29 protein-coding genes are annotated in these 25,796 nt (G+C 68.3%); 12 read left to right on the top strand and 17 right to left on the bottom strand.

Annotation, left to right across the window (positions count from 1 at the left end; translation table 11 throughout):
• From NVU01S_RS23175 to NVU01S_RS23165, 3 genes are all read right to left on the bottom strand, one after another.
• A partial coding sequence (locus tag NVU01S_RS23175; protein WP_063048158.1) for a DUF305 domain-containing protein occupies positions 1-606 on the bottom strand: 606 nt, incomplete at its 3' end.
• Between the two features lie 82 nt (positions 607-688).
• The gene (locus tag NVU01S_RS23170; RefSeq protein ID WP_043666195.1) at positions 689-1,252 is read right to left on the bottom strand and encodes a DUF6153 family protein; all 564 of its coding nucleotides are present in this window, start codon (positions 1,250-1,252) and stop codon (positions 689-691) included.
• Positions 1,253-1,306: 54 nt separating this feature from the next.
• Complete coding sequence (locus NVU01S_RS23165; RefSeq protein WP_043666192.1) at positions 1,307-1,894, bottom strand: AMIN-like domain-containing (lipo)protein; 588 nt, start codon at positions 1,892-1,894, stop codon at positions 1,307-1,309.
• 164 nt (positions 1,895-2,058) lie between these two features.
• Between NVU01S_RS23165 and NVU01S_RS23160 the strand changes: the two genes are divergently transcribed.
• The 3 genes from NVU01S_RS23160 (at position 2,059) to NVU01S_RS23150 (ending at position 4,938) form a co-directional block, all read left to right on the top strand.
• Positions 2,059-2,664 (top strand): hypothetical protein, encoded by a 606-nt coding sequence (locus tag NVU01S_RS23160; RefSeq protein ID WP_043666189.1) that lies wholly within the window; start codon positions 2,059-2,061, stop codon positions 2,662-2,664.
• Positions 2,665-2,783: 119 nt separating this feature from the next.
• Positions 2,784-3,935 carry a class I SAM-dependent methyltransferase gene (locus NVU01S_RS23155; RefSeq protein ID WP_043666187.1) on the top strand — a complete coding sequence of 384 codons (1,152 nt, stop codon included), beginning with the start codon at positions 2,784-2,786 and terminating at the stop codon, positions 3,933-3,935.
• A 139-nt stretch (positions 3,936-4,074) separates the two neighbouring features.
• Positions 4,075-4,938: a Bax inhibitor-1/YccA family protein gene (locus tag NVU01S_RS23150; protein ID WP_043666184.1), complete on the top strand. Its 864-nt coding sequence runs from the start codon at positions 4,075-4,077 to the stop codon at positions 4,936-4,938.
• Between the two features lie 57 nt (positions 4,939-4,995).
• Here the strand turns inward: NVU01S_RS23150 and NVU01S_RS23145 are convergent, their stop codons facing one another.
• The 3 genes from NVU01S_RS23145 to NVU01S_RS23135 are packed head-to-tail and all read right to left on the bottom strand — an operon-like array spanning position 4,996 to position 7,647.
• Positions 4,996-6,216 (bottom strand): acetyl-CoA C-acetyltransferase, encoded by a 1,221-nt coding sequence (locus NVU01S_RS23145; RefSeq protein ID WP_042260687.1) that lies wholly within the window; start codon positions 6,214-6,216, stop codon positions 4,996-4,998.
• A 40-nt stretch (positions 6,217-6,256) separates the two neighbouring features.
• Positions 6,257-7,147, bottom strand: a complete 891-nt coding sequence (locus NVU01S_RS23140; protein WP_043666181.1) for an SGNH/GDSL hydrolase family protein — start codon at positions 7,145-7,147, stop codon at positions 6,257-6,259.
• 20 nt (positions 7,148-7,167) lie between these two features.
• Complete coding sequence (locus NVU01S_RS23135) at positions 7,168-7,647, bottom strand: hypothetical protein (protein WP_043666178.1); 480 nt, start codon at positions 7,645-7,647, stop codon at positions 7,168-7,170.
• 108 nt (positions 7,648-7,755) lie between these two features.
• On the opposite strand from NVU01S_RS23135, the gene NVU01S_RS23130 reads away from it, so the two are divergent.
• Entirely contained in the window at positions 7,756-9,132 is a 1,377-nt protein-coding gene (locus tag NVU01S_RS23130) for a cystathionine beta-synthase (RefSeq protein WP_043666176.1), read from the top strand.
• A gap of 39 nt (positions 9,133-9,171) precedes the next feature.
• Here NVU01S_RS23130 and NVU01S_RS23125 read toward each other — a convergent pair whose 3' ends face one another.
• Both NVU01S_RS23125 and NVU01S_RS23120 read right to left on the bottom strand, forming a co-directional pair.
• A complete protein-coding gene (locus NVU01S_RS23125) occupies positions 9,172-9,978 on the bottom strand; it encodes a DUF72 domain-containing protein (protein ID WP_043666173.1) in 807 nt (268 codons plus the stop codon).
• A 26-nt stretch (positions 9,979-10,004) separates the two neighbouring features.
• Positions 10,005-11,375 carry a purine-cytosine permease family protein gene (locus NVU01S_RS23120; protein WP_043666171.1) on the bottom strand — a complete coding sequence of 457 codons (1,371 nt, stop codon included), beginning with the start codon at positions 11,373-11,375 and terminating at the stop codon, positions 10,005-10,007.
• A 369-nt stretch (positions 11,376-11,744) separates the two neighbouring features.
• Between NVU01S_RS23120 and NVU01S_RS23115 the strand changes: the two genes are divergently transcribed.
• Entirely contained in the window at positions 11,745-12,875 is a 1,131-nt protein-coding gene (locus NVU01S_RS23115) for an AbrB family transcriptional regulator (RefSeq protein ID WP_082031900.1), read from the top strand.
• A gap of 17 nt (positions 12,876-12,892) precedes the next feature.
• Here NVU01S_RS23115 and NVU01S_RS23110 read toward each other — a convergent pair whose 3' ends face one another.
• The gene (locus NVU01S_RS23110; RefSeq protein WP_043666165.1) at positions 12,893-13,363 is read right to left on the bottom strand and encodes a DUF4254 domain-containing protein; all 471 of its coding nucleotides are present in this window, start codon (positions 13,361-13,363) and stop codon (positions 12,893-12,895) included.
• A gap of 436 nt (positions 13,364-13,799) precedes the next feature.
• Between NVU01S_RS23110 and NVU01S_RS23105 the strand changes: the two genes are divergently transcribed.
• On the top strand, positions 13,800-14,693 hold the full coding sequence (locus tag NVU01S_RS23105; protein WP_043666321.1) for a mechanosensitive ion channel family protein: 894 nt from the start codon (positions 13,800-13,802) through the stop codon (positions 14,691-14,693).
• A 63-nt stretch (positions 14,694-14,756) separates the two neighbouring features.
• On the opposite strand, the gene NVU01S_RS23100 is transcribed toward NVU01S_RS23105, so the two are convergent.
• Both NVU01S_RS23100 and NVU01S_RS23095 read right to left on the bottom strand, forming a co-directional pair.
• A complete protein-coding gene (locus NVU01S_RS23100; RefSeq protein ID WP_043666161.1) occupies positions 14,757-15,134 on the bottom strand; it encodes a DUF6401 family natural product biosynthesis protein in 378 nt (125 codons plus the stop codon).
• A 108-nt stretch (positions 15,135-15,242) separates the two neighbouring features.
• Positions 15,243-16,418 (bottom strand): acyl-CoA dehydrogenase family protein, encoded by a 1,176-nt coding sequence (locus tag NVU01S_RS23095; RefSeq protein ID WP_014988089.1) that lies wholly within the window; start codon positions 16,416-16,418, stop codon positions 15,243-15,245.
• Positions 16,419-16,667: 249 nt separating this feature from the next.
• On the opposite strand from NVU01S_RS23095, the gene NVU01S_RS23090 reads away from it, so the two are divergent.
• Positions 16,668-17,813 (top strand): cystathionine gamma-synthase, encoded by a 1,146-nt coding sequence (locus NVU01S_RS23090; protein ID WP_043666158.1) that lies wholly within the window; start codon positions 16,668-16,670, stop codon positions 17,811-17,813.
• 106 nt (positions 17,814-17,919) lie between these two features.
• Here NVU01S_RS23090 and greA read toward each other — a convergent pair whose 3' ends face one another.
• Positions 17,920-18,414: a transcription elongation factor GreA gene (gene greA / locus NVU01S_RS23085; protein WP_014988087.1), complete on the bottom strand. Its 495-nt coding sequence runs from the start codon at positions 18,412-18,414 to the stop codon at positions 17,920-17,922.
• Positions 18,415-18,747: 333 nt separating this feature from the next.
• Entirely contained in the window at positions 18,748-19,197 is a 450-nt protein-coding gene (locus NVU01S_RS23080; protein WP_052280297.1) for a DUF4307 domain-containing protein, read from the bottom strand.
• 119 nt (positions 19,198-19,316) lie between these two features.
• Here NVU01S_RS23080 and mca point away from each other — a divergent pair, with 119 nt between their 5' ends.
• Both mca and NVU01S_RS23070 read left to right on the top strand, forming a co-directional pair.
• Complete coding sequence (mca, locus tag NVU01S_RS23075) at positions 19,317-20,183, top strand: mycothiol conjugate amidase Mca (protein ID WP_043666155.1); 867 nt, start codon at positions 19,317-19,319, stop codon at positions 20,181-20,183.
• A complete protein-coding gene (locus tag NVU01S_RS23070; RefSeq protein ID WP_014988084.1) occupies positions 20,183-20,452 on the top strand; it encodes a hypothetical protein in 270 nt (89 codons plus the stop codon). Before mca ends, NVU01S_RS23070 begins: the two co-directional genes overlap by 1 nt.
• A gap of 7 nt (positions 20,453-20,459) precedes the next feature.
• Here the strand turns inward: NVU01S_RS23070 and rnc are convergent, their stop codons facing one another.
• Complete coding sequence (gene rnc, locus NVU01S_RS23065) at positions 20,460-21,194, bottom strand: ribonuclease III (protein WP_029899301.1); 735 nt, start codon at positions 21,192-21,194, stop codon at positions 20,460-20,462.
• A 389-nt stretch (positions 21,195-21,583) separates the two neighbouring features.
• Between rnc and NVU01S_RS23060 the strand changes: the two genes are divergently transcribed.
• Both NVU01S_RS23060 and NVU01S_RS23055 read left to right on the top strand, forming a co-directional pair.
• Complete coding sequence (locus NVU01S_RS23060; RefSeq protein ID WP_042260710.1) at positions 21,584-21,847, top strand: hypothetical protein; 264 nt, start codon at positions 21,584-21,586, stop codon at positions 21,845-21,847.
• A gap of 468 nt (positions 21,848-22,315) precedes the next feature.
• Entirely contained in the window at positions 22,316-22,894 is a 579-nt protein-coding gene (locus NVU01S_RS23055) for a TIGR03086 family metal-binding protein (RefSeq protein WP_043666149.1), read from the top strand.
• A 12-nt stretch (positions 22,895-22,906) separates the two neighbouring features.
• Here NVU01S_RS23055 and NVU01S_RS45265 read toward each other — a convergent pair whose 3' ends face one another.
• A complete protein-coding gene (locus NVU01S_RS45265) occupies positions 22,907-23,035 on the bottom strand; it encodes a hypothetical protein (RefSeq protein ID WP_280140714.1) in 129 nt (42 codons plus the stop codon).
• A 210-nt stretch (positions 23,036-23,245) separates the two neighbouring features.
• Positions 23,246-23,827: a GyrI-like domain-containing protein gene (locus NVU01S_RS23045; RefSeq protein WP_043666144.1), complete on the bottom strand. Its 582-nt coding sequence runs from the start codon at positions 23,825-23,827 to the stop codon at positions 23,246-23,248.
• Positions 23,828-23,877: 50 nt separating this feature from the next.
• On the opposite strand from NVU01S_RS23045, the gene NVU01S_RS23040 reads away from it, so the two are divergent.
• On the top strand, positions 23,878-24,834 hold the full coding sequence (locus NVU01S_RS23040; RefSeq protein WP_244467145.1) for a serine hydrolase: 957 nt from the start codon (positions 23,878-23,880) through the stop codon (positions 24,832-24,834).
• On the opposite strand, the gene NVU01S_RS23035 is transcribed toward NVU01S_RS23040, so the two are convergent.
• Positions 24,786-25,736, bottom strand: a complete 951-nt coding sequence (locus tag NVU01S_RS23035) for a LysR family transcriptional regulator (RefSeq protein ID WP_043666142.1) — start codon at positions 25,734-25,736, stop codon at positions 24,786-24,788. The genes NVU01S_RS23040 and NVU01S_RS23035 overlap by 49 nt on opposite strands.
• Between the last annotated feature and the right edge of the window lie 60 nt (positions 25,737-25,796).

The following is a 25,796-nucleotide window of genomic DNA, read 5'->3' as shown; positions in this document are numbered from 1 at the left end:
GCCGCGCATGGTGTCGATCTCCGCACGCTGGGCATCGATGATGCTGCGGGCCAGCGCCTTCGCGTCACCGTTCGTGCCGTCGGCGAGTTCGGTCTCGGCCATGGCGATCGCGCCGGTGTGATGCTCGATCATCATGGTCAGCCACTGCCGGTCGAAGTCGGGGCCGGACGCGGCCTGCAGGGCGCTCATCTGCTCGGGGGTCATGATGCCCGGCATGTTGTGCCCGGCGTGTCCGCCGGTCCCCGGTGCGGGCTTGCCGAAACTCTGCAGCAGCGTCGTGATCTGCTGCATCTCCGGTGCCTGCGCCTGCTCGACGCCGGTGGCGAGCGCCTGCAACTGCGGATTCCGGCTGCGGCTCGGCACCAGCTGCGCCATCTCCACCGCCTGTGCGTGATGCGGATACATCATCTGCAGGAAGGTGACATCGGCGTCGTTGAAGTCGGTGCGGGCCGCGGGCGCGCTCGACGACGCGGCGGTACTCGAACTGCCGTGATCCATGCCGGGCATGGTGGTCGAGTCGTCGTCGCCGCAGCCCGCGGCGAACAGGGCGGCGACGGTGGTGACCGCGGCGACGGCGGTCGTGATCCGGGTACGGCTGGTGAACATGGTTGTGCTCCTTGCGTATTGCGAATGACTGGGTTTCGGGCACGACGAAGCGACGACCGTTCGCGCGGTCGCCGGGTGTCTGTCAGATCCGCAGAATCGACAATTCGGCGAGGGAGAGCACGGTCCAGGGTGGTGCGCGTTCGCGCCGGGGCCGCCGGTGGCGTAGCGGAGCGGCGGCGGTGCCCGACCGGCCGACGGCCAGGCGGTAGAGCACGACCAGGGCCAGCAGCAGTGCGACGGCGGCCAGGACGAACACGCAGCCGTGCATCGCGCCGTGGGTGCCGGAGCAGCCCGCGCCCCCGCAGTCCGGTCCGCGCGCGCCGTGCTCGCCGTCGGGCTCGTTGCGGACCGGTCCTGCTGTTACCGCGTCGCCACGTCCGGTCGGCGGGAGCGTGGCGCGGCCCGAGCGGGTGTGGTCGCTCGACCCGGTCTGCGCGGACGCGACGACCGGGCTTATCGCGTGCTCGCTATCGGGCATCGCGGCCGCCGGGACAGCGCGCGCGGTGTGGTCCGTGGACTGGGCATGTCCATGGGCGGGCAGGGCGAAAACCACCGTGTGCATGGCGACGATCCCGGCCAGAAGCACCAGCGCACGCAGCGCCCGGGCGAGCCCGGGTGCGGGGAGCGATAGGCGCAGTTCGACCACGCGGCCAGTGTAATGACGGCCCGCACGCCCCTTGGTGATACCCCCAGGCGGTACCTACTGCTTCGGGGTGGCGATGTCGATGACCAGGCGCGTCGGATTGTTCAGCGTGCTGACGGAGAATCCGGGCCGGTCGGCCTCGACGCCGATGAACGACTGCGTGGTCCCCTCGAACACGAGGGTCCGGTAGACGCCCGCGACACCGGGAGCGCTCGGGTCGCGCGCCGGATCGGGGCCCGCGTACGGCGTGACCGCGCTGTCGAACGGATACGCCGAACCGAGGATCTGCACCTCGAGAATGGCGGAGCCGGCCACGTCGACCGGCTTGCCGCTGCCGTCCTGCACGGCCCGGTCGGTGTACTGCACGATCCAGCCCGGCGTGCCCGTGCCGCCGAGGTCGTAGACCACCCGGTCGAAGCCGGGCTGGTGCCCGATCCGGATATTGGTCACCGTGAGGCCCGCGTCGCCGGAAGCGGTGCCGCGCTTGGGTAGCGCGTCGCGGGTGACCGGCGGCGCCTCGGCGAGGGTGCCGGTGGTGGTCGAGGAGCTCGCGGCAGGGGTGCTCGCGGTGGATCCGTCGTCGCTGCCGCAGCCCGCGAGCAGCGCGGCCATCGCGACGACCGTGCACACCGTCCTGTTACGCATGTGGCTGATGGTAAACGCTGACCGCGGCGATGCGCGGGATTTGCGGGTTTCTCGATGTTTGCCATCGGCCGGCCGGATCGCTGAACCGGCGCTCGGCCTGCCTCGTTGTTGTCGATGACCGGGCGCGTACCGCGCCCTGCCGAGCGTTGCGGAGGGTACGAAAAATGTTGTCGATCAAGCGCTTCCAGCCGGTAGCCGGGCCATTCGCCGCTGCCTCGGTGCTTCTCGTCGGTTTGCTGAGTGCGTGCGACAGCCCCGCGGCGGAGCGACCAGCGCCCGCCGCAGCACCACCCGTGGCCGTGTCGGCCACCGCACAGGCGCCCGCGGCGCCGGTGCAGCCCGAGTCACCTGCCAAGACGCAGGACTGGTTGCAGATCTACCGTGGCACCGCCCCGACCGGCGCGAATGCCGTACAGCTCGCGGTCGCCGACAATGCTGCTGTCGGACAGCATGTTACGGCTACCGGGCGTGCGGTGTACCGATTCGACAAGGACACCGCGCGCCCGCCGGCCTCGAACTGTGCGGGTGACTGCGCCGCGAAATGGCCGCCGGTGCTCGCCCAGCGTGGCCGAGCGGTATACGTCACAGGCGTGGATCCGCAACTCGTCGGTTTCGTCGAACGTGCTGATGGCGCATGCCAAGTCACGATCGCGGGGTGGCCGGTCTACTTCTTCGCCGCCGACGCGAAACCCGGCGATCTGCTCGGGCAAGGTGTCGGTGGGGTGTGGCACGCGGTAACCCCTATCGGCGGCAAGGTAGGGGTCAACTGAGCTGAATAAGCTGCGCTGCTGGGCATTTCGCTCGACGCGCAGGACGCCACGCCGCGCGGAAGCGGCGAATTGCCGGGGGCCGATGTGACGTCAGGGCAACGATCTAGCACACTTGAGGCGTGACAGATGTCGAGGAGGTACTCAGCCGGCTGCGGCGGTATCCGGATGTGGAGGCACTAAACCTCTACGCCGTGGATGCCGCCGATCGGCTGATCCTCGATGTCGCCGCCGAGGCGCTGACCACTGATGATAGCGGAAAGATAGCTATCCTCGGTGACGCGTACGGCGCGCTGACCATCGGCGCCATCGCGGCACACGACCTGCGCGAGGTCCGGGTGCATCAGGATCTGCTCACCGGCGAACTGGCGCTGGCCAACAACGCCCGTGCCCTGGGATTCGCCGACCGCTACACCGTGCACCCGCTCGGCGCCGGGCTGCTCGACGGTGTGCGCGTGGTCCTGCTGCGACTGCCGCGGGCGCTGGCCGGGCTGGCCGAGGTCGCCGACGCCATCGCGCGCTACGCCGACCCGGAGGTGGTGGTCTTCGCGGGCGGGCGGGACAAGTACCTGACCAAATCGATGAACGATGTTCTGGCCCAGACGTTTTCCGAGGTGCGGGCCAGCCGGGGCCGGCAGAAGTCGCGGACGCTGCTGGTCACGGGGCCGAAACCGGTGGGCAGCCCGCCGTTTCCGGTGCGCGACCGGCTCGACGACCTCGACATCGACGTGGTGGCGCACGGTGCGGCCTTCTCCGGCGCGCGCCTGGACATCGGCACGCGATTCCTGCTGCAGCACCTGAAATGGATGAAACCCGATGCCCGCGAGGCGATCGACCTGGGGTGCGGCACCGGGATACTGGCCGTCGCGCTGGCGAAGGCGCGTCCCGGCATCAGGGTGGTCGGCACCGATCAATCGGCCGCGGCGGTGGCCTCGGCCCGGGCGACGGTGGCCGTCAACGAGGTCGCCGACCGGGTGACCGTGGTGCGTGACGACGCCATGTCCTCGGCCGCCGCCAACAGTGCGGACCTCGTGCTGTGCAATCCGCCGTTCCACGTCGGCGCGGCCGTGCACACCGGATCGGCGATCAAGATGTTCGCCGAGACCGGTCGTGTGCTGCGGCCCGGCGGCGAGCTGTGGACGGTGTTCAACTCCCATCTGAACTACCGCGGGGTGATCGAGCGGATGGTCGGCCACACCGATGTGATCGGTCGCAACCGCAAATTCACGGTCACTCGGTCCGTGCGTGGTTTACACGACGCGCAGCAACGGTAGAGTCCGAATTGTCCGCCTAGGCGCTGTTCCCGGGAAAACGCTTCCGGGAACTAGAACTGGGCAGTGAACGTTGGACCAAGCAGTTGGATGATCGAGCGAAAGCTCGGCGAACAGCGGCAACGACCAGAAAGGGACGCACGTGCGTACCACGAGCAATCCGGTTTTCAGAAACCTGCCTCGGCAAGAGGGCGGTGGCTACGCCAACTTCGGGTCGGGCGTCGCCGGCGCGGGACAGCTGGGCCAGCAGTTCGGTAACCAATACGGACAGCAGTACCAGCAGCCGCAGCCCTATCAGCAGGCGCCCGCGGGCACCCGCGCGATGACCATCGACGACGTGGTCACCAAGACCGCCATCACGCTGGGCGTGCTCGCCCTGTCGGCGATCGTCTCCTACGGCCTCACCAACGCGAACACCTCGCTGGCCCCGCTGTTCGTCATCGGCGGCGGGCTGATCGGCCTGGTGCTGGTGCTGATCGCGTCGTTCGCGAACAAGATGGACAACCCGGTCCTCGTGCTCTCGTACGCGGTGTTCGAGGGTCTGTTCGTCGGTGCGCTGTCGTTCATGTTCACCAACGTCGAGTTCGGCGGCGTCGGCGGTAGCGCGCTCATCGCGCAGGCGGTGCTCGGCACCTTCGGCGTATTCGCGGGCATGCTGGTGGTCTACAAGACCGGTGCGATCCGGGTGACCCCGCGCTTCACTCGGATGATCGTCGGCGCGATGATCGGTGTGCTGGTGCTCGCGCTCGGCAACCTGGTCGCCAGCTTCTTCATCTCCGGCGGCCTCGGCCTGCGCGACGGCGGCCCGCTCGCCATCGTCTTCAGCCTGGTCGTCATCGCGATCGCGGCGTTCAGCTTCCTGCTCGACTTCGACGCCGCCGACCAGCTCATCCGTGCCCAGGCGCCGGAGAAGGCCGCCTGGGGGGTCGCCCTCGGCCTGACCGTCACCCTGGTCTGGCTCTACGTCGAGATCCTGCGGCTGCTGAGCTACTTCCAGCGCGACTGATAACCGGACACAAAGAAAAGACCCCCGGTCCGTTGGGCCGGGGGTCTTTTCGTTCGACTAGCTCAGGCGCTCGATGACCATCGCCATGCCCTGGCCGCCGCCGACGCACATGGTCTCCAGACCGAACTGCTTGTCGTAGGTCTGCAGGTTGTTGAGCAGCGTGGTGGTGATGCGGGCGCCGGTCATGCCGAACGGGTGGCCGAGCGCGATCGCGCCGCCGGAGACGTTCAGCTTGTCCTCGTCGATCTTCAGCTCGCGCGCCGAGCCGAGCACCTGCACCGCGAACGCCTCGTTGATCTCGACGAGGTCGATGTCATCGATCGACTTGCCCGCCAAGGCGAGTGCGCGCTTGCACGCCTCGATCGGGCCGAGACCCATGATCTCGGGCGAGAGGCCGGAGACGCCGGTGGAGACGATGCGGGCCAGCGGGGTCAGGCCCAGCTCCTTGGCCTTGGTGTCGCTCATGATGACCAGCGCGGCGGCGCCGTCGTTGAGCGGACAGCAGTTACCGGCGGTGACCGTGCCGTCCGGGCGGAAGACCGGCTTCAGCTGGCTGACCGCCTCGTAGGTGACGCCCGCGCGCGGGCCGTCGTCCTTCGACACCACGGTGCCGTCGGGCAGCGTGATCGGGGTGATCTCGCGCTCGAAGAAGCCGTTCTTGATCGCTTCCTCGGCCCGGTTCTGCGACCGCACGCCCCAGCGGTCCTGCTCCTCGCGGGTGATACCGGTAAAGCTGGCGACGTTCTCGGCGGTCTGGCCCATCGCGATGTAGGCGTCCGGGATCAGGCCGTCCTGGCGCGGGTCGTGCCACGCCCCCGCGCCGCCCTCGGCGGTCTTCGCGGTGCGCGCCTGCGCCTCGGCGAACAGCTCGTTCTGGGTGTTCGGCCAGCTGTCGGCGGAACCGTTCTTGTACCGGGACACGGTCTCGACGCCCGCGGAGATGAAGACGTCACCCTCGCCCGCCTTGATGGCGTGGAAGGCCATCCGGGTGGACTGCAGCGACGACGCGCAGTAGCGGTGCACGGTGGTGCCCGGCACCAGGTCGTAACCCAGCTGGACGGCGACGATGCGGGCGATGTTGAAACCGGACTCGCCACCCGGCGAACCGCAGCCGAGAATCAGGTCATCGATCTGGTTGGGGTCCAGAGCGGGCACCTTGTCGAGTGCCGCGCGGACGATCTGGGTGGTCAGGTCGTCGGGCCGCATGTCGACCAGCGATCCCTTGGCCGCCCGGCCGATCGGGGAACGGGCAGTCGAGACGATGACAGCCTCAGGCATGAGGACTCCTTTGTCGGAGGGTACGAGCGAGCCCGCTTTGTTACTCGCGGGTTCTTACCGAATCTACGTCGCGCCCCGGGGCCCGAGCACCCGGGGTCGGCTCGCCGAGCACCTCGAGCAGGACCGGAAGCAACTGTGCCGCGGCCAGTTCGTAGCCCGCCGCCGACGGATGGAAACCGTCCTCGGCGAACAGCAATTCGGGTTGGGCCCGGAATTCCGGTGCGAGCAGATAGCCCATCGGTACCGGGACGCCGCCCGCGACGGTGGTGGCCACGGTCTGCGCGCGGGCCAGGCGCAGACTCCAGTTGTGCACCACCGTGCGCAGCGGCTGCGGAATCGCGGTCACGGTACCGAGATTCGGGCAGGTGCCGACCACCACCACGGCATCGGCGCGGCTCAGCCGGGCGACCGCCGCGGCCAGCCGGCGCGCGGAGGCCCGGACGGAGTGCTTTTTGGTGATGTCGTTGGCGCCGATGAGGATGACCGCCGCGTCCGGCGGTGGGCCCGCCACGAACATCGCGTCCACCTGACCGGACAGGCCCTTGGAGGTGGCGCCCGAGATCGCCTTGGTGCTCAATCGGATTCGCCGCTGCGTGGCCTGGGCGAGCCCGCGGGCCAGCCGCACCCCGGGGACCTCGTCGGCGACCCGGCAGCCGACACCGGCCGCGGTGGAATCGCCGAAGATCATCAGGTGCAGGTCGGCCTGTTTGCCCGCGCGCCAGGGTTCCGGCGCCAGGCAGCCCGCGGTGTAGATGCCGTCCGCCTCAGGCGGTTTCGAGGTGTCGCGGCCGATCACGCCGCGCGCGGTCCCCGCCTGCGCGGTCAGCAGTCGATAGGTGGCCCACCAGGCGGTGCCTGCGCCGGAACCGGCCAGCACGGTCGCGGCACCGGTCACCGCTGCGGTGCGCCAGCCGACCCGTGGTGCGTTCACAGAAGTTAAAGATACCGACTCTACGCAGGCGGGGCAGGGGGAGCGGGGACGTCGAACACGCCGCGCGCGGGGATGCTCGCGGCGTCGGTGGAGACGGTCACCTCGATGCGGCCGGGGCCGGTGTCCTGGAACAGCGCGTACTGGATGCTGCCGTACATGCTGGTCACCACGATGTCTTCGTACCGGCCCGCCGCGCCGGTGGTGGTGTTGCGCCAATCGACCATGGTGCGCACCTCGCAGACCGGGGCGAACGGGTAGTCACCGGACCCGATGCCGGCCAGCGGCAGCGCCTGGATGTTCAGGATGGCGCGGCCCGGCCAGGCCGGGTCGACGTCGGCCCAGGTGCGGATGCTGGTCCAGCAGAGACCGCCGTGCGCGAGCGTCGGCACCTGCGGGAACTCGGTCGTCACTGCGTTGGCTGGTGCACCGGGTCCGACCAGTGCGGCGAGTGCCGCTCCGGCCAGCACGACACCGGCACGGGCGATGTTCGGCTGCCTCATGTGGGGGATCCTAAAGGCGGGCGTACCGGTTTCCCGGTTTGTCGCGCGGTAGGGGTTCCGCGTGGCGTGCGCGAACTCACACTCCGGGCATCTGGAACGATGGGGGTCATGCGCATCGCCGACCATGTCGTGGACCTCATCGGCAACACGCCGTTGGTCCGGTTGAACTCTGTCATCGAACCGACCGCGGGATTGCTCGCGGCCAAGATCGAATATCTGAATCCGGGCGGCAGCTCCAAGGACCGGATCGCGGTGAAGATGATCGAGGCCGCCGAGCAGTCCGGACAGCTGCGGCCCGGTGGCACCATCGTCGAGCCCACCTCCGGCAACACCGGCGTCGGCTTGGCGCTGGTCGCCCAGCAGCGCGGCTACCACTGCGTCTTCGTCTGCCCCGACAAGGTCAGCGAGGACAAGCGCAACGTGCTGCGCGCGTACGGCGCCGAAGTCGTGGTGTGCCCGACCGCGGTGGCGCCGGAAGATCCGGCCAGCTACTACAGCGTCTCGAATCGCCTGGTCCAGGAGATCGACGGGGCGTGGAAGCCGGACCAGTACTCCAACCCGGGCGGCCCGGAAAGCCACTACGAGACCACCGGTCCGGAGATCTGGCGCGACACCGAAGGCAAGGTCACCCACTTCGTCGCGGGCGTCGGCACCGGCGGCACGATCAGCGGCACCGGCCGCTACCTCAAGGAGGTGTCGGGCGGCAAGGTGAAGATCATCGGCGCCGATCCCGAGGGCTCGGTCTACTCCGGTGGCACCGGCCGGCCCTACCTGGTCGAAGGCGTCGGCGAGGACTTCTGGCCCTCGGCCTACGATCCGGCCATCCCGGACGAGATCATCGCGGTCTCCGACGCCGACTCGTTCGACATGACCCGCCGCCTGGCCCGCGAGGAAGGGCTGCTGGTCGGCGGCTCGTGCGGCATGGCCGTGGTCGCGGCGATCGAGGTCGCCCGGCGGGATCCGGACGCGGTCGTGGTGGTGCTGCTGCCCGACGGCGGGCGCGGTTACCTGTCGAAGATCTTCAACGACAAGTGGATGGCCTCCTACGGCTTCCTGCGCGAACGGCTCGACGGCAGCACCGCCGAACCGCTGGTCGGTGATGTGCTGCGCGGCAAGTCGGGCGCCCTGCCGGACCTGGTGCACACGCACCCGTCCGAAACCCTGCGCGATGCCATCGAGATCCTGCGCGAGTACGGCGTCTCGCAGATGCCCGTGGTCGGCGCGGAACCGCCGGTGATGGCGGGCGAGGTCGCGGGCAGTGTCTCGGAGCGGGATCTGCTGTCCGCGGTGTTCGAAGGCCGTGCGCACCTGACGGATTCGGTGGCCCAGCACATGAGCGCCTCGTTCCCGCTGATCGGTGCCGGCGAGCCGATCTCGGCCGCGACCAAGGCGCTTTCGGACACCGACGCCCTGATGGTCGTCGAGGAGGGCAAGCCGGTCGGCGTCATCACCCGGCACGACCTGCTCGGGTTCCTCAACGCGTAGTCGTGCGCGCACCCCTGCCCGAATGGTGCAGGGGTGCGGTCAGCTCAGCCGTGCCCGCAACGCCAGCGCATCGCGCGGTGCCATGACCTTGGCATCGTTGTCGAAATAGCAGTAGACGTCGTGGTCGGCGGACCAGGTGCGGATCTTCTCGGCCCACATGTCCAGGCCCGCGTCGGTGTATCCGCTGACGTAGAGCTCGTCGTGGCCGTGCAGGCGGATATAGACGAAATCCGCGGTGACCTGCTCGAGCAACGGGAACTTACCCGCGGCGTCGGCGACGACCACGGCGATCTCGTGGTCGGCCAGCAGTTCGGTGAACCGCGGTGTGCAGAAGCTCGGGTGCCGCACCTCGAGCGCATGCCGGAGCGGGCGATCGGCGTCGGTGCTCGTGTGCGCCGGGTCCACCCGGTGGTCGTGCCGTTTCGCGATCGCGGCCGCCTGCGCGGTGGATCGGGGCAGGTGGGCGAAGAAGGTCGTGAGCACCTCGGGATCGAACTGGAAGTTCGGCGGCAGCTGCCACAGGATCGGCCCCAGCTTCGGGCCGAGGGCCAGCACGCCGGAGGCGAGGAAGTTCGCCAGTAGCTCGTCGCCGTCGCGCAGCCGTTTCATATGGGTGATGAACCGACTGCCCTTCACCGCGAACACGAAATCGTCCGGCGTCAGGCTCGCCCAGTTCTGATAGCTCGAAGGGCGTTGCAGCGCATAGAAAGAACCGTTGATCTCGACGCTGTTCAGTCGTTCCGACAGGTACGCGAGCTCGCGTTTCTGCGGCACGCCTTTGGGATAGAAGACACCACGCCAGGGCGGGTACACCCACCCCGACGTGCCGATCCGGATCTGGCCCATGCCTCCATCGTGGCAGCCGTGCCCGGCTAGGCGGCGGATCTGCGCGCGGCCGCGATCCGCCCGAACACCCAGGCGACCAGCACCGCGGCCAGGAACGACAGCAGCGACGCGCTCATCCACGCCTGCTTGCCGAAGTGCAGCAGCTCCTGCACGCGCACCCAGAAATCGGTCCACACCCCGGCATCACCCGGGTTGATCAGCTGGTAGACCGAGAGTCCCGCGAGCCAGGCGACGACCATGCCCCAGCGCGGCGGGGCGTCGGCGGCGGTGTTCCATTCACCTCGGGCCCGCAGGAAGAAGTCGGCGACGAGCACGCCGAGCAGCGGCACGAACACCGAGCCGATCAGGCCGAGGAAGCCGAAGTAGTTGGCCATGTTCAGGCGCAGCGCGAGCACCGTGATCAGCACGCCGAGCCCGATCGAGAGCACCCGCCGGTCAAGGCGCGGCCACAGGTTCTGGATCGATACGGCGGTGGAGTACACGTTGGCGAAGGACTGGTCCGCCTCGCGCAGCACGAAGACGAAGAAGAACAGGCCACCCAGTGTTACCTGGAGGAACGGCGAGTACTGGCCGTCGCCGGTCGCGCGGGCCAGTGCGAACAGGCCGAGGATGTAGGCGACGATCTGGGTGAGCGCGTACGCGCCGCTCGCCGCGCCGAACGCGCTGCGGGTACTGCGCGCGTGCCGGGTGTAGTCGGCGGCCACCGGCACCCAGGAGATGGAGACCGCCAGCGCCGCGTCGGTGGCGATCCAGAAGAGATTCCAGTCGACGCCGAACGGACCACTGCCGTGCGGACCGGGGTTGGCCGTCAGATCGGGCAGTCCGCTGCGGAAGAACTGGATGTAGAACCAGACCAGCGCGATCACCACGCCGACCGTGACGAACCGGCGCAGCATCCGGACCGAACCGAGCGGCCAGATGGTCAGCGCGGTGGTGAGCACGCCGGCCGCCACCACGTACAGCCAGTGCGGTCCGCCGCCGAACAATTCGTCGGCCGCGTCACCGATCACGATCAATTCGAAAGTGCCCCAGCCGATCAGCTGGGCGATGTTCAGCACGGTCGGCAGGTAGCTCAGTTTCGCGCCGAACAGCCCGCGCAGCAGCACCATCGCGGGTTTGCCGGTGCGCGCGCCCGGCACCGCGGCCAAGCCGAGCATGACGCCGCCGACGACCGTGCCGACGATCATCGCGAGGATGCCCGCGGCGATGGAGATCTGAGCCGCGCCGTCGGAATTCGGCGCGAGCACGGTGTACGCGCCGGAGAAGGCGATGAGGCTGACGCCGAGGTTTGCCCAGAATGCGCTCTGATCCCAGAAGGACAGCACCTTGGGGGCGGGCTCGTCGAGGGTGAACGGTGCTTCGTGCCGTTCGGAGTTGTGCAGGGTCGATGCAGACATGCCCGAAACGCTCTTCCTACGCCGGCATTACCCGGACAGGTTCATGCGGTCGGCGAAGCGCTGGGGTCCGCCCTCTCAGCCCGGCCGTGCCCGAGCTCCCGCGGTGGGGTGATTCCGGCCGAATAGTACACGCGACCCCTCGCCGAGCGGCGTGCTCCGCGGGTGCGAGGTACGTTTGTGGTGGTGAACGATGAGTTCGCCGGCTCGTCAATCTGCACTGCCTGATGTTCTTCGAATTGTGCGCGAGACTCCGAAATCTCCGCTCTGACATGGGGAATGGCGCAATTGCGTCGCGGATCACAACCGCCGCCAACCCCGATAACGGAGCCGTAACGGATTGTTCATTAGCGGCAGCAAGGATTACTAGGTATGACGCGCAGGCAAGTGATCGGATGGGTAGCTCTGCTGGCCTCGGTGCTTGCCGGAGCGCATCTTCTCGATCGGGTGCACTTTCCGGCGCCACAGATGATCCTGGCCATTGTCGTCGGCGGCGCGCTGGCGTTGACCGGAAAGTTGCCGACCCCGCTTCCGCGCCGGCTCACGCTCGGTGTCCAGGGCATGCTCGGCGTGCTGATGGGCAGCTATCTGGAGATCTCGCTGCTGTCCAGCATCGGGTTGGCGCTGATCCCGGTGCTCGCGGTGACGGTCGCGACGCTGGTGATCAGCTTGCTCGTCGCGGTGGTGTTCGCCCGCCTCGCGCACGTGGAGTTGCCGACCGCGACGCTCGGCCTGCTGGCCGGCGGCTCCGCCGCGGTGGTGTCCTGCGCCGACGATATGGACGCCGATCCGCGCCAGGTGGCGTTCATGCAGTACCTGCGCGTCGCCCTGGTCGCGGTGAGCGCGCCCGCGCTCGGCGCGCTGCTGAACAACAACACCACCGGTCTCACCGCCGCGCACGTGACCCTCGGCGGCGCCGTCACCAACCCGGACCTGCCGAGCTGGATGATCGTCGGACGCGGTGACCAGGTGGCCGGGCTCTCGATCGCGATCATGCTCTGCATCATCGGCACCAAGCTGGGCCGGCGGCTGCACCTGCCGAGTCCCGCGTTGATCGGGCCGATGATGCTCACCGCGGTACTGACCGGCTTGGGCGTCAGTCACGGGTACGCCCCCACGAACCTGTTCAAGGATCTGCTGTTCGTGCTCATCGGTTTCGAGGTCGGCACTCGCTTCACCAAAACCGTGGTCACCGAGATGGCGCGGATGATCCCCGGCATGACCGTCACCATCGTCGCGCTGTCGGCCATCGTGGCCGGATTGGCTTTCGCGGTGGCCACCTTCGTCGACCTCGAGCTGTCCGACATCTACCTGGCCACCACGCCCGGCGGCATCAACGCGGTGCTGGCCACCGCCGAGTCGATGGACGCGAACCTGCCGCTGATCACCTGCGTGCAGAGCCTGCGGCTGCTGCTGATGGTGCTGATGCTGCCGCTGCTGACCCGCGGCATGCGCTGGGTGTCCCAGCGGCAGTTCGCGCCGCAGCCCGAGTTCGTCGCCTAGTGTTCTGCGTCTGAACACTAGACCTTTCGCGTCCGCGCCGGCACCGCGCCCATGATCAGATCGGTCCACTCGTCGGCGAGCTGGGCCAGGCGATACCACGCCGCGTGCACTCGGTCGTCGGACACCTTTTCTGCGGTATGCAGCAGGTGGCTGGCGTGCACGTGGGCGGCGGCCATCCGATCGACGGTGCCGCCGAGCGAACCCGACCGCAGGTGCTCGGTATAGCGGCGGTGTGGCACCTGGGCGGCAACCCACGCATCGATCGCCGCGACCAATTCGGCACGGCGGCAATCGATTCCGGCGGCCGCGAGCGGGTTGCCACGGCGGGTCCGATGCAGCGAGCCCAGCGCGCGGGCCCAGCTCACGAGTGGATGGTCGGTGGCCGGATCGCCCGGACAGTCGCCGAAGGCGGCGACGAGTTCGCGCTGTTCGGGCAGTGGCCGAGCGGTGGCACCCGTCGCGAGCAGGGCCCGATCACGCACGAACATCGCGGGCTCCCAACGGCTTACGGCTCGGTTCGGCGTCGGGGCGGGCCCTTCGTTCGGCGGGTTCGGCGGACAGCGGGTTCATCGTGCACCTCCGGGTGGTGTCGGGCGAGAGGCATTGCCCAATGCCGGATCCGGGTATCAGCGTGAACGGTCAACCTTGGCGTGTCGGTGACAGCAAGATGGCACTCCGATGACAGGTCGTAACACTCTTCTCCACATACCGCACGGTCGGTTGTGAACGAGGGTGGCCGACCCGCCGCCACGAAGCGTCGACGATGCGGCGGGACATATCGTTTCGAGTTACTTGTCGCGCGGAATGCATCAATGTGGCAAATTAGCTGCAAACAGAGGGTTCGAGTGATGTCGCCGGGGTATAACCGGCCTTGAAGCAGCCTCGGCAAACCGCCCCGGCTAATCGGATAGCGAAGGGATGGGCATGTACACCTCCAGTTTGGCTATCGATTTCCAGCAGGGCCTCTCCGACGCATGGAGTTCCGTCGCCACGTTCGTCCCCAAACTGGCCGGATTCCTCGTCATCCTGCTCATCGGCTGGATCGTCGCGAAGATCGTGTCGACCATCGTGGACAAGGTGCTGGACCGGGTCGGCTTCGACCGGCTGGTCGAGCGCGGCGGGCTGCGGCAGATGATGTCGCGCAGTCGCTACGACGCGTCGGATCTGCTCGCGAAGCTGGCCTACTACGCGATCCTGCTGATCGCGTTGCAACTCGGCTTCGGCGTGTTCGGTCCGAATCCGGTCAGCGATCTACTCGACGGCATCGTCTCCTGGCTACCCAAGGCCGCGGTCGCGATCATCATCGTGGTCATCGCGGGCGCGATCGCCTCCGCCGTGCGTGACCTGGTCGGCAACATGCTCGGCGGACTCTCCTACGGCGCCATGATCGGCCGGATCGCGGCCGTGTTCATCTGGGGCGTCGGCATCGTGGCCGCGTTGAACCAGATCGGGGTGGCCATGTCGGTCACCATGCCGATCCTGATCACCGTGCTCGCCACCATCGGCGGCATCCTGGTGGTCGGTGTCGGCGGCGGCATGGTCCGTCCGATGCAGCAGCGCTGGGAGAACTGGCTCAGCGGGCTGGAGGAGGAGATGCCTGCGGTCAAGGGCCATGCCGAGGCGTACTCGCGCGGCCGCGAAGACGCCTCGCGCGAGCAGCTGTGGATGGATCAGCAGGCCGCCCGTGGCCAGCAGGGCCAGCAGGGCCAGCAGTGGGACGAGGGCGCGATGCACGGTGGCGGGTACCAGCAGGGCGGCGGTTCCTACCAGCGTTCCGGTGAATACATGGGCTATCGGGACCCGGGCACCGATCGCTGAATCACCAAGCGAGACCAAGGACGTCCGTCATCGGCCGAGCTGGTGACGGACGTCTTTCGCGTTTCAGGCGGGGGTGCGCGACGCGTGCAGGCAGACGCCGGCCAGGCGCAGTTGCAACCAGTCCGCGCCGGCCCAGCCGCCGAGATCGCCGGGCGCGGCGCTGAGGAGCGGGGTCCGCTCGGCGCCGGCCGCGGCCTCGCGGACCTGATCGAGCAGTCCGCGGGCGTAACCCGCGAGCAGCACGCTCGCGGGCACCCGCGCGGCATCCTCGACACCCCATTCGAGAATGTCGCGCACGGCCGCCGCGTGCTGGTCCAGTGCCGCCGAGAGCGCGGGCAACTGCGCCGCGGCAGCGAGCGCCGGTACCCCGTGCGTCTTGTGCAGGCGGTTCAATATCTTGCGTGCCGACACTTCGAGCAACGCGGGGCCGAGCAGGAACATGTTGCGATGCTAGCAACCGGCGTGTCTTGATGAAACTGTGACGATTCTCCCGTTCGGCTTCCGCCAATTGGTGAGTTCCAGCAAATTACCGGCTTCGTATTCGGTTCGTCAGCGGAAGGCATTCGCGTCGGTGAGCGCGCGCCCGAGCACCAACTGGTGCACCTCGGCCGTGCCCTCGTAGGTGAGCACCGACTCGAGGTTGTTCGCGTGCCGCAGCACGGGGTAGTCCAGCGTGATGCCGTTGGCGCCGAGGATGGTCCGGCATTCGCGGGCGATCGCGATGGCCTCCCGCGTGCTGTTCAGCTTGCCCGCGCTCACCTGCTCCGGGGTCACCGCGCCGCGATCCTTCAGCCGGCCGAGGTGCAGGGCCAGCAGCTGACCCTTGCCGAATTCCAGGGCCATGTCCGCGAGCTTCGCCTGGGTCAGCTGGTAGGCGGCCAGTGGCTTGTCGAACACCTCACGGGTCCGGGCATAGTCGATGGTCGCGGCCAGGCAGTCGCGCGCGGCGCCGAGCGCGCCGAAGATGATCCCGAACCGGGCCTCGCTCAGGCAGGCCAGCGGCGAGGCCAGCCCGCGCGACTGCGGCAGCACCGCGTCGGCGGGCAGCCGGACGTCGTCGAAATCGAGTTCGGCGGTCACCGAGGCGCGCAGCGACAGCTTGCGGTGCATCTCACGCGCGGTGAAACCCTTGGTCCCGGCGGGTACCAGGAAGCCGCGGATCACCTGCTTGCCCTCGTCCTCGGTCTGCGCCCACACCACCGCGACATCGGACACCGAACCGTTGGTGATCCACATCTTCGAACCGTTCAGCACCCAGTCGGAGCCGTCGCGCTTGGCCCTGGTCCGCATGCCGCCGGGATTGGAGCCGAAATCCGGTTCGGTGAGGCCGAAGCAACCGATCGCGCGGCCCGCCGCCATTTCGGGCAGCCACTGCTGCTTCTGCTCCTCGGAGCCGTACTTGTGGATTGCGGTCATCGCGAGCGAACCCTGTACCGACACCATGCTGCGCACGCCGGAATCGACCGCCTCCAGCTCCTGGCACGCGAGCCCGTACATGGTGGCCGACATGCCCGCGCAGCCGTAGCCGTCCAGGTGCATGCCGAGCAGGCCCACCTTGCCCAGTTCGGGGGCGATCTCGCGGGCCGGGAAGGTGCCCGCCTCGAACCAGTCCGCGATGTGCGGGCGCAGCCGTTGTGCGGCGAAGGCGGCGACGGTGTCGCGGATCTCGCGCTCGTCGTCGGAGAGGAGGGAATCGATCGCGAACAGTTCTTCCACAGTGACCATGCGCTCAGCCTAATTGGCCGCCGCGCCGGTGAGATCGGGTTCACCACCCCTAGTGGCAGAAAATATTTCTGTCGCTAGGGCTCAGCTGTGGAATTAGAACGGCGACCAGGGGTAAGTGCCTCGATCTGTCCGATCGGCGCCGAGTCGGTGCCCTGCCACGCGGAACAACGCGGCCCGAGCGGTGGTTCTATGAGCCGGTAGCCCGACCAGGGGGTTGCCCGTCGATGGCCGCCAATTAGGGTGAGGTTCATGAGTGAATTCGGGTTCTCTACGCGCGCGGTGCATGCCGGGTTCGATCCTGATCCGCAGACCGGCGCGGTGAACGTGCCCATCTACGCCAGTTCGACCTTCGCCCAGGACGGGGTGGGCGGCCTGCGGGGCGGTTTCGAATACGCCCGCACCGGAAACCCGACGCGCTCCGCGCTGGAAGCGAACCTCGCCGCGCTCGAATCCGGCCGGTACGGCCGGGCTTTCGCGTCCGGCATGGCCGCCACCGACTGTGCCCTGCGGGCCACGCTGCGCCCCGGCGACCACATCGTCATCCCGGACGACGCCTACGGCGGCACCTTCCGCCTGATCGACAAAGTATTCAGCCAGTGGGGCATCGAGCATTCGCCCGCGCACGTCTTCGACGTGGACGAGATGCGCGCGGCGATCCGCCCGAACACCAAGCTGGTGTGGGTCGAGACGCCGACCAATCCGCTGCTGAGCATCGGCGACATCCCGGCGCTCGCCGATGTCGCGCACGCCGCGGGCGCGAAGCTGGTGGTGGACAACACCTTCGCCACCCCGTACCTGCAGCAGCCGCTGCAGCTCGGCGCCGATATCGTGACGCACTCGACCACGAAGTACCTGGGTGGTCACTCCGATGTCGTGGGCGGCGCGCTGATCACCAACGATCCCGAACTCGACGCGGCGTTCGCGTTCCTGCAGAACGGCGCGGGCGCGGTGCCCGGACCGTTCGATGCCTTCCTCACCATGCGCGGCACCAAGACGCTGGCCGTGCGGATGGACCGGCACTGCGACAACGCCGAGACCCTGGTCGAGTTCCTTGCCGGGCACCCGGCGATCGCCCAGGTGATCTACCCCGGCCTGCCGGAGCACCCGGGTCACCAGGTGGCGGCGAAGCAGATGCGCCGGTTCGGCGGCATGATCTCGGTGCGGCTGCACGGCGGCGCCGACGCCGCCCGCGAGTTCTGCGCGCGGACCAAGGTTTTCACGCTGGCCGAGTCGCTGGGCGGGGTGGAATCGCTGATCGAGCACCCGGCCGCGATGACGCACGCGTCGACCGAGGGCTCCGTGCTGGAGGTGCCCGCCGACCTGGTCCGCCTCTCGGTCGGCATCGAGGATGCGGCCGATCTGCTCACCGATGTCGAGCAGGCCCTCGCGAGCTGACGGGACACCCGAGATGACGAAGCGGCCGCACCTGGAATACGGGTGCGGCCGCTCGTGTCTCAGGGGGAACGTACGGCCGGGGCGCGGTGCGGCCCGGCCGCATGCGTCAGCTGTGGTAGGGCTCCGCGCTGACCAGGGTGACCTTCATGGTGTTGCCGTTGGGCAACGTGTACTCGCGGGTCTCGCCGACCTTGGCGTCGATGAGCGCGCCGCCCAGCGGGGACGCCGGCGAGTAGGTCTCCAGCTTGGAGTCGTTCAGGCCCTCTTCGCGGGTCGCGATGAGGAAGGTCTCGGTGTCCGACTCGTCGCCGTCGTAATAGACCTTGACGACCGAGCCGGGGAGCGCGACGCCGGACTTGGTCGGCGCGACGCCGACCTTGGCGTTGTTCAGCAGCTCCTGCAGCTGGCGAATGCGCGCCTCCTGCTGGCCCTGCTCCTCGCGCGCGGCGTGGTATCCGCCGTTCTCCTTGAGGTCGCCCTCTTCACGGCGTTCGTTGATCTCGGCAGCGATAACGGGACGATTGGCGATGAGCGCATCGAGTTCGCCCTTGAGCCTGTCGTGCGACTCCGGGGTCAGCCAAGTCACTTGCGTCTCAGTCATCTCGATCACTCCCTAGTAGTTGTTCCCGGCAGGCCGGGATTCCCTGATAACTGCCGCAGTACCCACCCGTGGGGCGGGCACGCACCAGTCGACGGCTAGAGCGATCCTGGGAAGTTCATCGAACCCCGACAGACCCTGGTTCCGGGCAAAGCTCATGATCCGGAACAGATAGCGCTGGCCGCCAATGCAGCAAACACGGCTCCGAACCCCGGAACCGTGTGTCAGGCCATTTTAGCATGAATCACAAACATGCAGGTCGGAGTTAATTTCGAGGACATATGCTGCGGCAAATGCCGCAAATCGTCCAGGGTGGCGGTGCCCGTCGTTAGCTGGTCACTCCGCGCGCAGGTATTCGGGTACGTCCGCGCTGCACGCGTAGATGCTGCTCGAGGCCGGGCGCTCGGAAGCCTTGACCGTGGTCGTCAGCTGGATCGTGCCGCTGTCGGACGGTGGGATGAGCACCTCGCGGCGGCCGACCTCGACGCTGTCGCGGGCCATCGCGCGCACGAAGCAGACCACCGGTTGCTGCGGGTCCTTCCTGGTCACCTTGATCCGGATCGACATCGTGGCGTCGTCGACGACGGTGTAGCCGAGTTGTTCGGACTCGATGTCCTTGGGGCCGTACTTCTGCCAGCCGAGGAAGGCGACGCCGCAGCCGAGTACCGCCACGGCCGCGATGAGCGCGGGGGCCAGCCAGCGCGGACGCGCGGCCGGCTGCTTCCCGTACCGGTCGGTCGGCCTCTGGATCGCCGCCGGAGCCGTGGCGTCGTCGCGGTCGCCCATGTGATCGCTCCCGGGGGGTAAGTCGGAACAAATGTCGGTCGAATGGAACTATAGGGAACGAAGACCAGACACCCGCGAGCGAGAGCGATGGTGAACGAGACGTGAGTGGCCTTCGCCTCATGGCGGTGCATGCCCACCCCGACGACGAATCCAGCAAGGGTGCCGCGACGACCGCGCGGTACGCCGACGAGGGACACGACGTCCTCATCGTCACGCTGACCGGTGGGGAGCGCGGCAGCATCCTGAATCCCGCGATGGACACCCCGGGCGTCCTGGACCGGATCGACGAGATCCGCCGCGAGGAGATGGCCGCCGCGGCCCGCGCGCTCGGCGTGCGGCAGCACTGGCTCGGTTTCGTCGATTCCGGCCTGCCCGAGGGGGATCCGCTGCCGCCGCTGCCCGAGGGCAGCTTCGCGCTGGTGCCGCTGGAGGAGTCCACCGAGGCGCTGGTCCGGGTGGTGCGCGAGTTCCGGCCGCACGTGATGACCACCTACGACGAGCTCGGCGGTTACCCGCACCCCGACCACATCCGCTGCCACGAGGTGTCGATGGCCGCGTTCGAGGCGGCGGGCGATCCGGAGCGCTTCCCCGACGCGGGCGAGCCGTGGACGCCGCTGAAGCTGTACTACGACCACGGTTTCACCGCCCGGCGGATGGAAGTGTTCGCCGAGGAGTACGAGCGGATGGGTGAGCCGTTCCCGCTGCAGGAGTGGCTGGACCGGATGCGCAAGTACGTGCCCGAGCGCGGCGACGTGTTCTCCCGGGTCACCACGCAGATCGACTGCGCCAAGTACTTTCCGCAGCGCGACGACGCGCTGCGGGCGCACGCCACGCAGATCGACCCGAACGGCGCGTTCTTCGCCATCCCGCTGGAGCTGCAGCAGCGGCTCTGGCCGACCGAGGAGTTCGAGCTGGCCAAGACCCGGGTGCGCACCGCGCTGCCGGAGACCGACCTGTTCGCCGGCATCGAAGACGAGCAGCGGTGATGCTGGTTCTGCTCGCCCAGACGAGCCCCGGCACGCCGACCGGACCCGAGTTCGGCAAGGCGTCGCCGCTGGGCTTCCTGATCATCCTCATCCTGCTGGCCGGCACGGTGCTGCTGGTGCGCTCGATGAACAAGCACATCAAGCGGCTGCCTGCGACCTTCGAGCCGGATCATCCCGAGCCGGATCAGGAAGCCGACGAGGGCACCGAGCACGGCATCACCAAGCGCACCGACGAGGCGGGCCCGGACGGGCCGCCGATCCGTACCTGAGGGCCGATCAGCTCGGCTTCTGGGTGAGCGCGGTGTAGGCGGCGGCGGCCGCGTTCTGCTCGGCTTCCTTCTTCGACCGTCCGACGCCCTTGCCGTAGGCGAGGCCGCCGACCACCGCGGTGGCGGTGAACTCCTTGTCGTGGTCGGGTCCGGTCGAGGTGATCTCGTAGCTGGGCACGCCGAGGCCGTGTTCGGCGGTGTGCTCCTGCAGGCTGGTCTTCCAGTCCAGTCCCGCGCCCATTTTGGCGGCCCGTTCGAGCAGATCGTCGAACAGCCGCAGCACCACCGTGCGCGCGACGTCGATCCCGTGCTGCAGGTGTACCGCGCCGAGCAGCGATTCCATGCCGTCGGCCAGGATGCTGGTCTTGTCGCGGCCGCCGGTCAGTTCCTCGCCCTTGCCGAGCAGCAGGTGCGGACCGAGGCCGGCCGGGCCCAGGCTGCGCGCGACCTCGGCGCAGGCGTGCATGTTGACTACCCGGGACCGGATCTTCGCCAGATCGCCTTCTGAGCGCTGTGGGTGGCGCAGGTACAGGCTCTCGGTGACGCTGAGCCCGAGGACCGAGTCGCCGAGGAACTCCAGTCGCTCGTTGGTCGGCATCCCGCCGTTCTCGTAGGCGTAGGAACGGTGCGTCAGGGCCAGGGTGAGCAGGTCGTCGTCGATCGGAACGCCGAGGGCCGCAAGCAGATCCGCGTGTAAGTCGGGGTCCGGGCCGGGCTGCTCGGTGGCGCGGTGGTCGGTCATGCGGCCCACCCCGGTCCGGTCTGCCGCAGCGCCGGGCACGGCGACCCGCCGCCGCGGCGCGAGTCCGCCGGGCGGGGGATCGCGACGGCACCTGCGCCGGTTCGGGTTCTAGACGATCGCACGGCCGACCTTCCTGATAGCACACCGGTACTGCGCTGCACCGACGTGAGTTTACCCACCGGTGCGGCTCGCGAATGCGCTGTGGAAAACCGGTTCGCCGCAGGCCGCACTCGATATGTGAGCTGGATCACACCATGGTGGACATCCCGGCTGGGTATCCAGCCCTGTCCGCGCGATCGAAAGGGTAAGTGGGGGAAGGCAAATGACGGATACACTGGCTCGGCGTGCGATCCGCGCCGCGTCCGTTCGAGGCCATGGGGGTGGCGACTATGGGTACCGCAGTGGCGCCGATCTGCTTGTGCGTGGTCGGCGGCGCCGACGGGTATCAGGCCTCGGCTGTGGGCCGGGGGTTCGTCGGGTTCCTCAGCTTCACCGGTCCGGGTATCGACCGCGACCTCTCCTCGTCGGCGACCGAGGCGGATCCGAGTTGGATCGTGCACGGGATCGGGCGGGGCCGGGTGTGCGTCGTGGCTTACCAAAAGGATGGCCGCGGCTTCAATCACATTGCCGTGGAGTGCTGGAACGTCGATTGACCGGGCGGTCGAATCCCTCCCGCGCCGAAATCTTTTACTATTCCTTGACTTTAGGGACCGGTACTGGCGGAAATCGGCTGTCGAGTCGAAGAACCGGCAATGTGCGGTGGGTGACATCGACATGAATTGAATCGCCGTGGCAGGTTTCGATAACCGCGTGCCGGGGTATGAAATCTCGTCGGCCCACGTGGCGGCGATTCTTGCCTCCGCTCGGGCGCGTAGCGCACTCTACGGTGGTAACAGTAGTGGCTCAACAGTTTTCAGATATGGCAAAGCACGTTGCGTGTGCACCGGTGGCATTGCACACTGTAGCGAGTTGTATTCGGCGCGCACATCCGCTTTTCCCGTCGGCCATCGAGAAGCACACTGCTGGCAACCTATTCAGGCGAGAGCAGCTTTCGCAACGGCCTCCGCATTTTGCCCGCCTGTGTTACCAATTCAGCCAGACCGCTCGACCGAAGGAAGCTCATGGACAACGTGATCGGACAGATCGACCGTGCACTCGAGGCGACGAGCGTCATCGTCGCCGTCTTGGACGACAGCGCTCTGGCCGCGCCGACACCTTGTCGGGAATGGGACGTGCGCACCGTGTTGAACCACGTGGTCGGCGGCATGCACGTCTATGCGGCGGCGTTGAGCGGCACGGATTCGGGCGCCGATCATGAATCCGACTGGCTCGGCGGGGATCCGCAGGGCGCCTACGCCGCGGCGGCGGAGGTGGACCGCGCGGCCTGGCACCGGCCCGACGCGCTCGACTACAAGGTGCGCACGCCGCTGGGCACCGTGCCGGCGTCGACGGCGGCGCTGGTGCATCTCACCGAACTCGTGGTGCACGGCGTGGATATCGCGGTCGCCATCGATCGGTCCGATCTCGCCGATGACGAGCTCTGCGGCGAACTCCTCGCCATCATGCAGAGCCGCGGTGGCATCGACAAGTTCCGGGTGCCCGGGGTCTTCGGCGCCGAGGTCGCGGTCGAGGACGGGGCGTCCGCGCATCGCAGGCTGCTCGGCTACGTCGGCCGAGAGGTGCTGGCGCGGACGCCCTAGACCGGGGCGCGGCTACCGCATCCGCACCACGGTCGACGCGGCGAGCAGCAACAGCTCGCGGGACGCCGCACCCTGGTAGGTGAGGCGGCCGCCGTGATTGCGGTGCAGTGCGTGATGTTCGGCGTGCGTGTCCGAGGTCACGGCGCCGATATTCCGGGCTGCGTCGTCGTTCGGACGTGTGCTGCTGAATATGCGCATGGCAATTCTGCCCTTTCCGGCGGAGAAGCAGGGTGGACTGATTTCACTCGCGCCCAGGGTATTTCGGGCACGCAAAAGGCAAACGGCGATCAATCGTTGCCCGCGCGCTGGGCGCTCTGCGCACTGTATCCGGACGAATTCGACCGGCGCATCCTATTTTTCGGCGTGCGCGTCCCGGCGCGGGATCGGCCGGACCGGGTGGCGCAGGATGGTCCTGGTCTTCGCGCCGGTCGAGCGGCGCGGATCGGTGAGATAGATCTCATGGTGGCGGCCGTTCATCGTGAGTCCTTCGTGCTGCATGAACGCTGCCATGCGCGCCAAGGTCTCCGGTTCGGTCGCGTAGGGGCCGATGTGCAATGCCTGAATGGCATCGCCTTCACTGAATTGTTCGAACGTCGCACCGGTGACCAGGTCTGCGGTGACGAACTCCGGCATGCGAATCATCAGCCGCCAATGCCATTGTTCGCGCGGGACCGTCAAGGGGGGTTCATCGGATTCGACCCACCAGAGTCCTTCGAGTTTCGGCACCACGAAGTCCTGATCGGCGGACTTGGCGACCTTCTTGGCGCCGTACGCGGCGCGGTAGAGCGTCTCGAGCGCGGCGGTGTACTCCGGGCCTTCCGGAGCGCCCGAACCGGTGACGGTCACGTAGCCGTAGCTACCGAAGGTGCGCCGGACCGGGTCGATCGGGGCACTGTAGTAGTGCTTGTCGGTCTTGGCCAGGTCGATCTTCATCGGGTCCTCCAGTCGGGTACGCGGACGGAAAGGCCAGCCTCGGTGCTCCAGTGACTGGAGAGTCAAGCACGGCGGTGGCGGCCCGGTATGGCAGCTTGGCAGTGGTGCGGGAGATCTTTCGGAAGGCGGGCGTGCAGGGGTGGGTACACGCTCGGTGTTTCGGGTGTGCGGGCGAGAACGGGCTCGACGCCGACGAGCCGGTGGTGCTCGCCTCGGTGGTGAAGGTGCCGCTGGTGCTGGAGTTCGCCCGGCAGGTCGCGGCGGGTCAGCTCGATCCGGCCGATCGGGTGCGGGTGCGCGCGGCGGATCGGCTCGGCGGGGTGGGCACCGCGGGCTGTTTCGACGATGTCGAGCTGAGTCTGCGCGATGCCGCCTTCTTCGCCCTGACGCTGAGCGACAACACCGCCGCCGATCTGCTCTTCGACCGGGTCGGACTGGACAACGTGCGTTCGCTGGTCCGGGAACTCGGCTTGACCGAGACCCGAATCACCGGTGCGCCAAGGGATATCGTGCAAAGTATGGCCGACGATATCGGCGCGCGGGACGCGGCCGAGTTCGCCGCGCGATTTTCCACCCTCGGCGCGGCGGCGGTGCTGGGCAGCCGGGCCCTCGATCCTCGGCGGAGCACGGCGAGCACGCCACGGGAGATGACCCGCCTGCTCACCCTCATCGGTCAGGATCTCGCCGGCTCGGCGCAGGCCTGCCAGTGGGTGCGAGATGTCATGCGCGAACAGGTGAATTGGTATCGGCTCGCCGCGGCGTTCCCGCCCGAGGCGCAGATCTGGGCCAAGACCGGCACGCTGCCCGGGGTGCGCAACGAGATCGGCGTGATCGAGTACCCCGACGGAAGCCGTTATGCGGTAGCGGTATTCACCAGAACCGAGTCTCTCGTCCAGCGGCTGCCCGAGGTGGATCGCGCGATCGGCGCCGCGGCGGTGGCGGCGATCGACGGCATCGTTCACGGCTTGCCGTACACCACATCCCACGGCCGCTGCGGCGGATCCTGAGCGCCCACGGGCCGAGAAGCGCCGTCGCCCTGCACCACTCGCACCACCAGTTCGGCGAGTTCGGGCACCAGGGGATGTGGCGCGGCAACCGGCCAGGCCAGCGACAGTCGCCAGCTCAGCGTCCCGGGCGGGAGCGGCCGCCACACCACCCGCGGTTCCTTCTGCGCGATCATGCCCTGGTCGAACGCCACGCCACGGCCGGAAAGCACCATCCCGAGCACGAATTCGGGATTACGGGCGTGCTGCACCCCGGCCGGCCGGAAGCCGTGCTCCCAGCAGGTGCGTAACGTCGTGTCGTAGAGCCCGGGCGCTGCCGCCCTGGGGAAGATCACCAGGCCGAGACCCGCCAGATCGGCCAGGGTCAGCGAAGAGCGCACGGCCAGCGGCGAATCGCGGGGGAGCACCACGCCGAGCGGGGTGTCCACGGCGGGTCCGAGTTCGAGCCCGATCGCGTCCACCGGATGTTGCAGCAGGCCCGCGTCGAGCTGCCGGTCGGCGAGCAGGCGCACCTGTTCCGCGGTGGTGTGCTCTTGCAGATCGACTCGTACGTCGTGGCTTTCGAACGCGGTGAGCAGCGCGGCGAGCACGCGCCCGGCCAATTCGGGTGGTACCCCGACGCGGATCGCGTCCATTTCGCCGCGATGCGCCTTGCCGACCAGCGCGGTGGTCCGCTCCCAGCGGGCCAGCAGGTCCCGCGCTTCCGCGAGCAGGATCTGACCGGCCTCGGTGAGCTCGACGCGGCGGCTGTCCCGGTCGAACAGCCGTGCGCCGAGGTCGTTTTCGAGCTTGCGGATGCGTTGACTCAGCGGCGGCTGGGCGATGCCGAGACGCTCGGCGGCCCGGCCGAAATGTAATTCTTCGGCCACGGCGAGGAAATAGCGCAGCTGGCGTAGCGGGTCCACACTGCGACGATATCGCTGTCGATATCACCGGGCCGGGTGCGCGGTCTTGGACAGCGGGAT

Source organism: Nocardia vulneris (genome assembly GCF_001613425.1).
Taxonomy (GTDB): Bacteria; Actinomycetota; Actinomycetes; order Mycobacteriales; family Mycobacteriaceae; genus Nocardia; species Nocardia vulneris.
Note: the sequence above shows the minus strand (reverse complement) of the source record. Positions and strands in the feature narration are given on the sequence as shown.

Coding starts and splice junctions, on each gene's coding strand:
- NVU01S_RS23165 (WP_043666192.1), bottom strand. CDS start 1,894: ATGCGTAACAGGACGGTGTGCACGGTCGTCGCGATGGCCGCGCTGCTC.
- NVU01S_RS23160 (WP_043666189.1), top strand. CDS start 2,059: ATGTTGTCGATCAAGCGCTTCCAGCCGGTAGCCGGGCCATTCGCCGCT.
- NVU01S_RS23145 (WP_042260687.1), bottom strand. CDS start 6,216: ATGCCTGAGGCTGTCATCGTCTCGACTGCCCGTTCCCCGATCGGCCGG.
- NVU01S_RS23135 (WP_043666178.1), bottom strand. CDS start 7,647: ATGAGGCAGCCGAACATCGCCCGTGCCGGTGTCGTGCTGGCCGGAGCG.
- NVU01S_RS23130 (WP_043666176.1), top strand. CDS start 7,756: ATGCGCATCGCCGACCATGTCGTGGACCTCATCGGCAACACGCCGTTG.
- NVU01S_RS23125 (WP_043666173.1), bottom strand. CDS start 9,978: ATGGGCCAGATCCGGATCGGCACGTCGGGGTGGGTGTACCCGCCCTGG.
- NVU01S_RS23120 (WP_043666171.1), bottom strand. CDS start 11,375: ATGTCTGCATCGACCCTGCACAACTCCGAACGGCACGAAGCACCGTTC.
- NVU01S_RS23115 (WP_082031900.1), top strand. CDS start 11,745: ATGACGCGCAGGCAAGTGATCGGATGGGTAGCTCTGCTGGCCTCGGTG.
- NVU01S_RS23110 (WP_043666165.1), bottom strand. CDS start 13,363: ATGTTCGTGCGTGATCGGGCCCTGCTCGCGACGGGTGCCACCGCTCGG.
- NVU01S_RS23105 (WP_043666321.1), top strand. CDS start 13,800: ATGTACACCTCCAGTTTGGCTATCGATTTCCAGCAGGGCCTCTCCGAC.
- NVU01S_RS23100 (WP_043666161.1), bottom strand. CDS start 15,134: ATGTTCCTGCTCGGCCCCGCGTTGCTCGAAGTGTCGGCACGCAAGATA.
- NVU01S_RS23095 (WP_014988089.1), bottom strand. CDS start 16,418: ATGGTCACTGTGGAAGAACTGTTCGCGATCGATTCCCTCCTCTCCGAC.
- NVU01S_RS23090 (WP_043666158.1), top strand. CDS start 16,668: ATGAGTGAATTCGGGTTCTCTACGCGCGCGGTGCATGCCGGGTTCGAT.
- greA (WP_014988087.1), bottom strand. CDS start 18,414: ATGACTGAGACGCAAGTGACTTGGCTGACCCCGGAGTCGCACGACAGG.
- NVU01S_RS23080 (WP_052280297.1), bottom strand. CDS start 19,197: ATGGGCGACCGCGACGACGCCACGGCTCCGGCGGCGATCCAGAGGCCG.
- mca (WP_043666155.1), top strand. CDS start 19,317: ATGGCGGTGCATGCCCACCCCGACGACGAATCCAGCAAGGGTGCCGCG.
- NVU01S_RS23070 (WP_014988084.1), top strand. CDS start 20,183: ATGCTGGTTCTGCTCGCCCAGACGAGCCCCGGCACGCCGACCGGACCC.
- rnc (WP_029899301.1), bottom strand. CDS start 21,194: ATGACCGACCACCGCGCCACCGAGCAGCCCGGCCCGGACCCCGACTTA.
- NVU01S_RS23060 (WP_042260710.1), top strand. CDS start 21,584: ATGGGTACCGCAGTGGCGCCGATCTGCTTGTGCGTGGTCGGCGGCGCC.
- NVU01S_RS23055 (WP_043666149.1), top strand. CDS start 22,316: ATGGACAACGTGATCGGACAGATCGACCGTGCACTCGAGGCGACGAGC.
- NVU01S_RS23045 (WP_043666144.1), bottom strand. CDS start 23,827: ATGAAGATCGACCTGGCCAAGACCGACAAGCACTACTACAGTGCCCCG.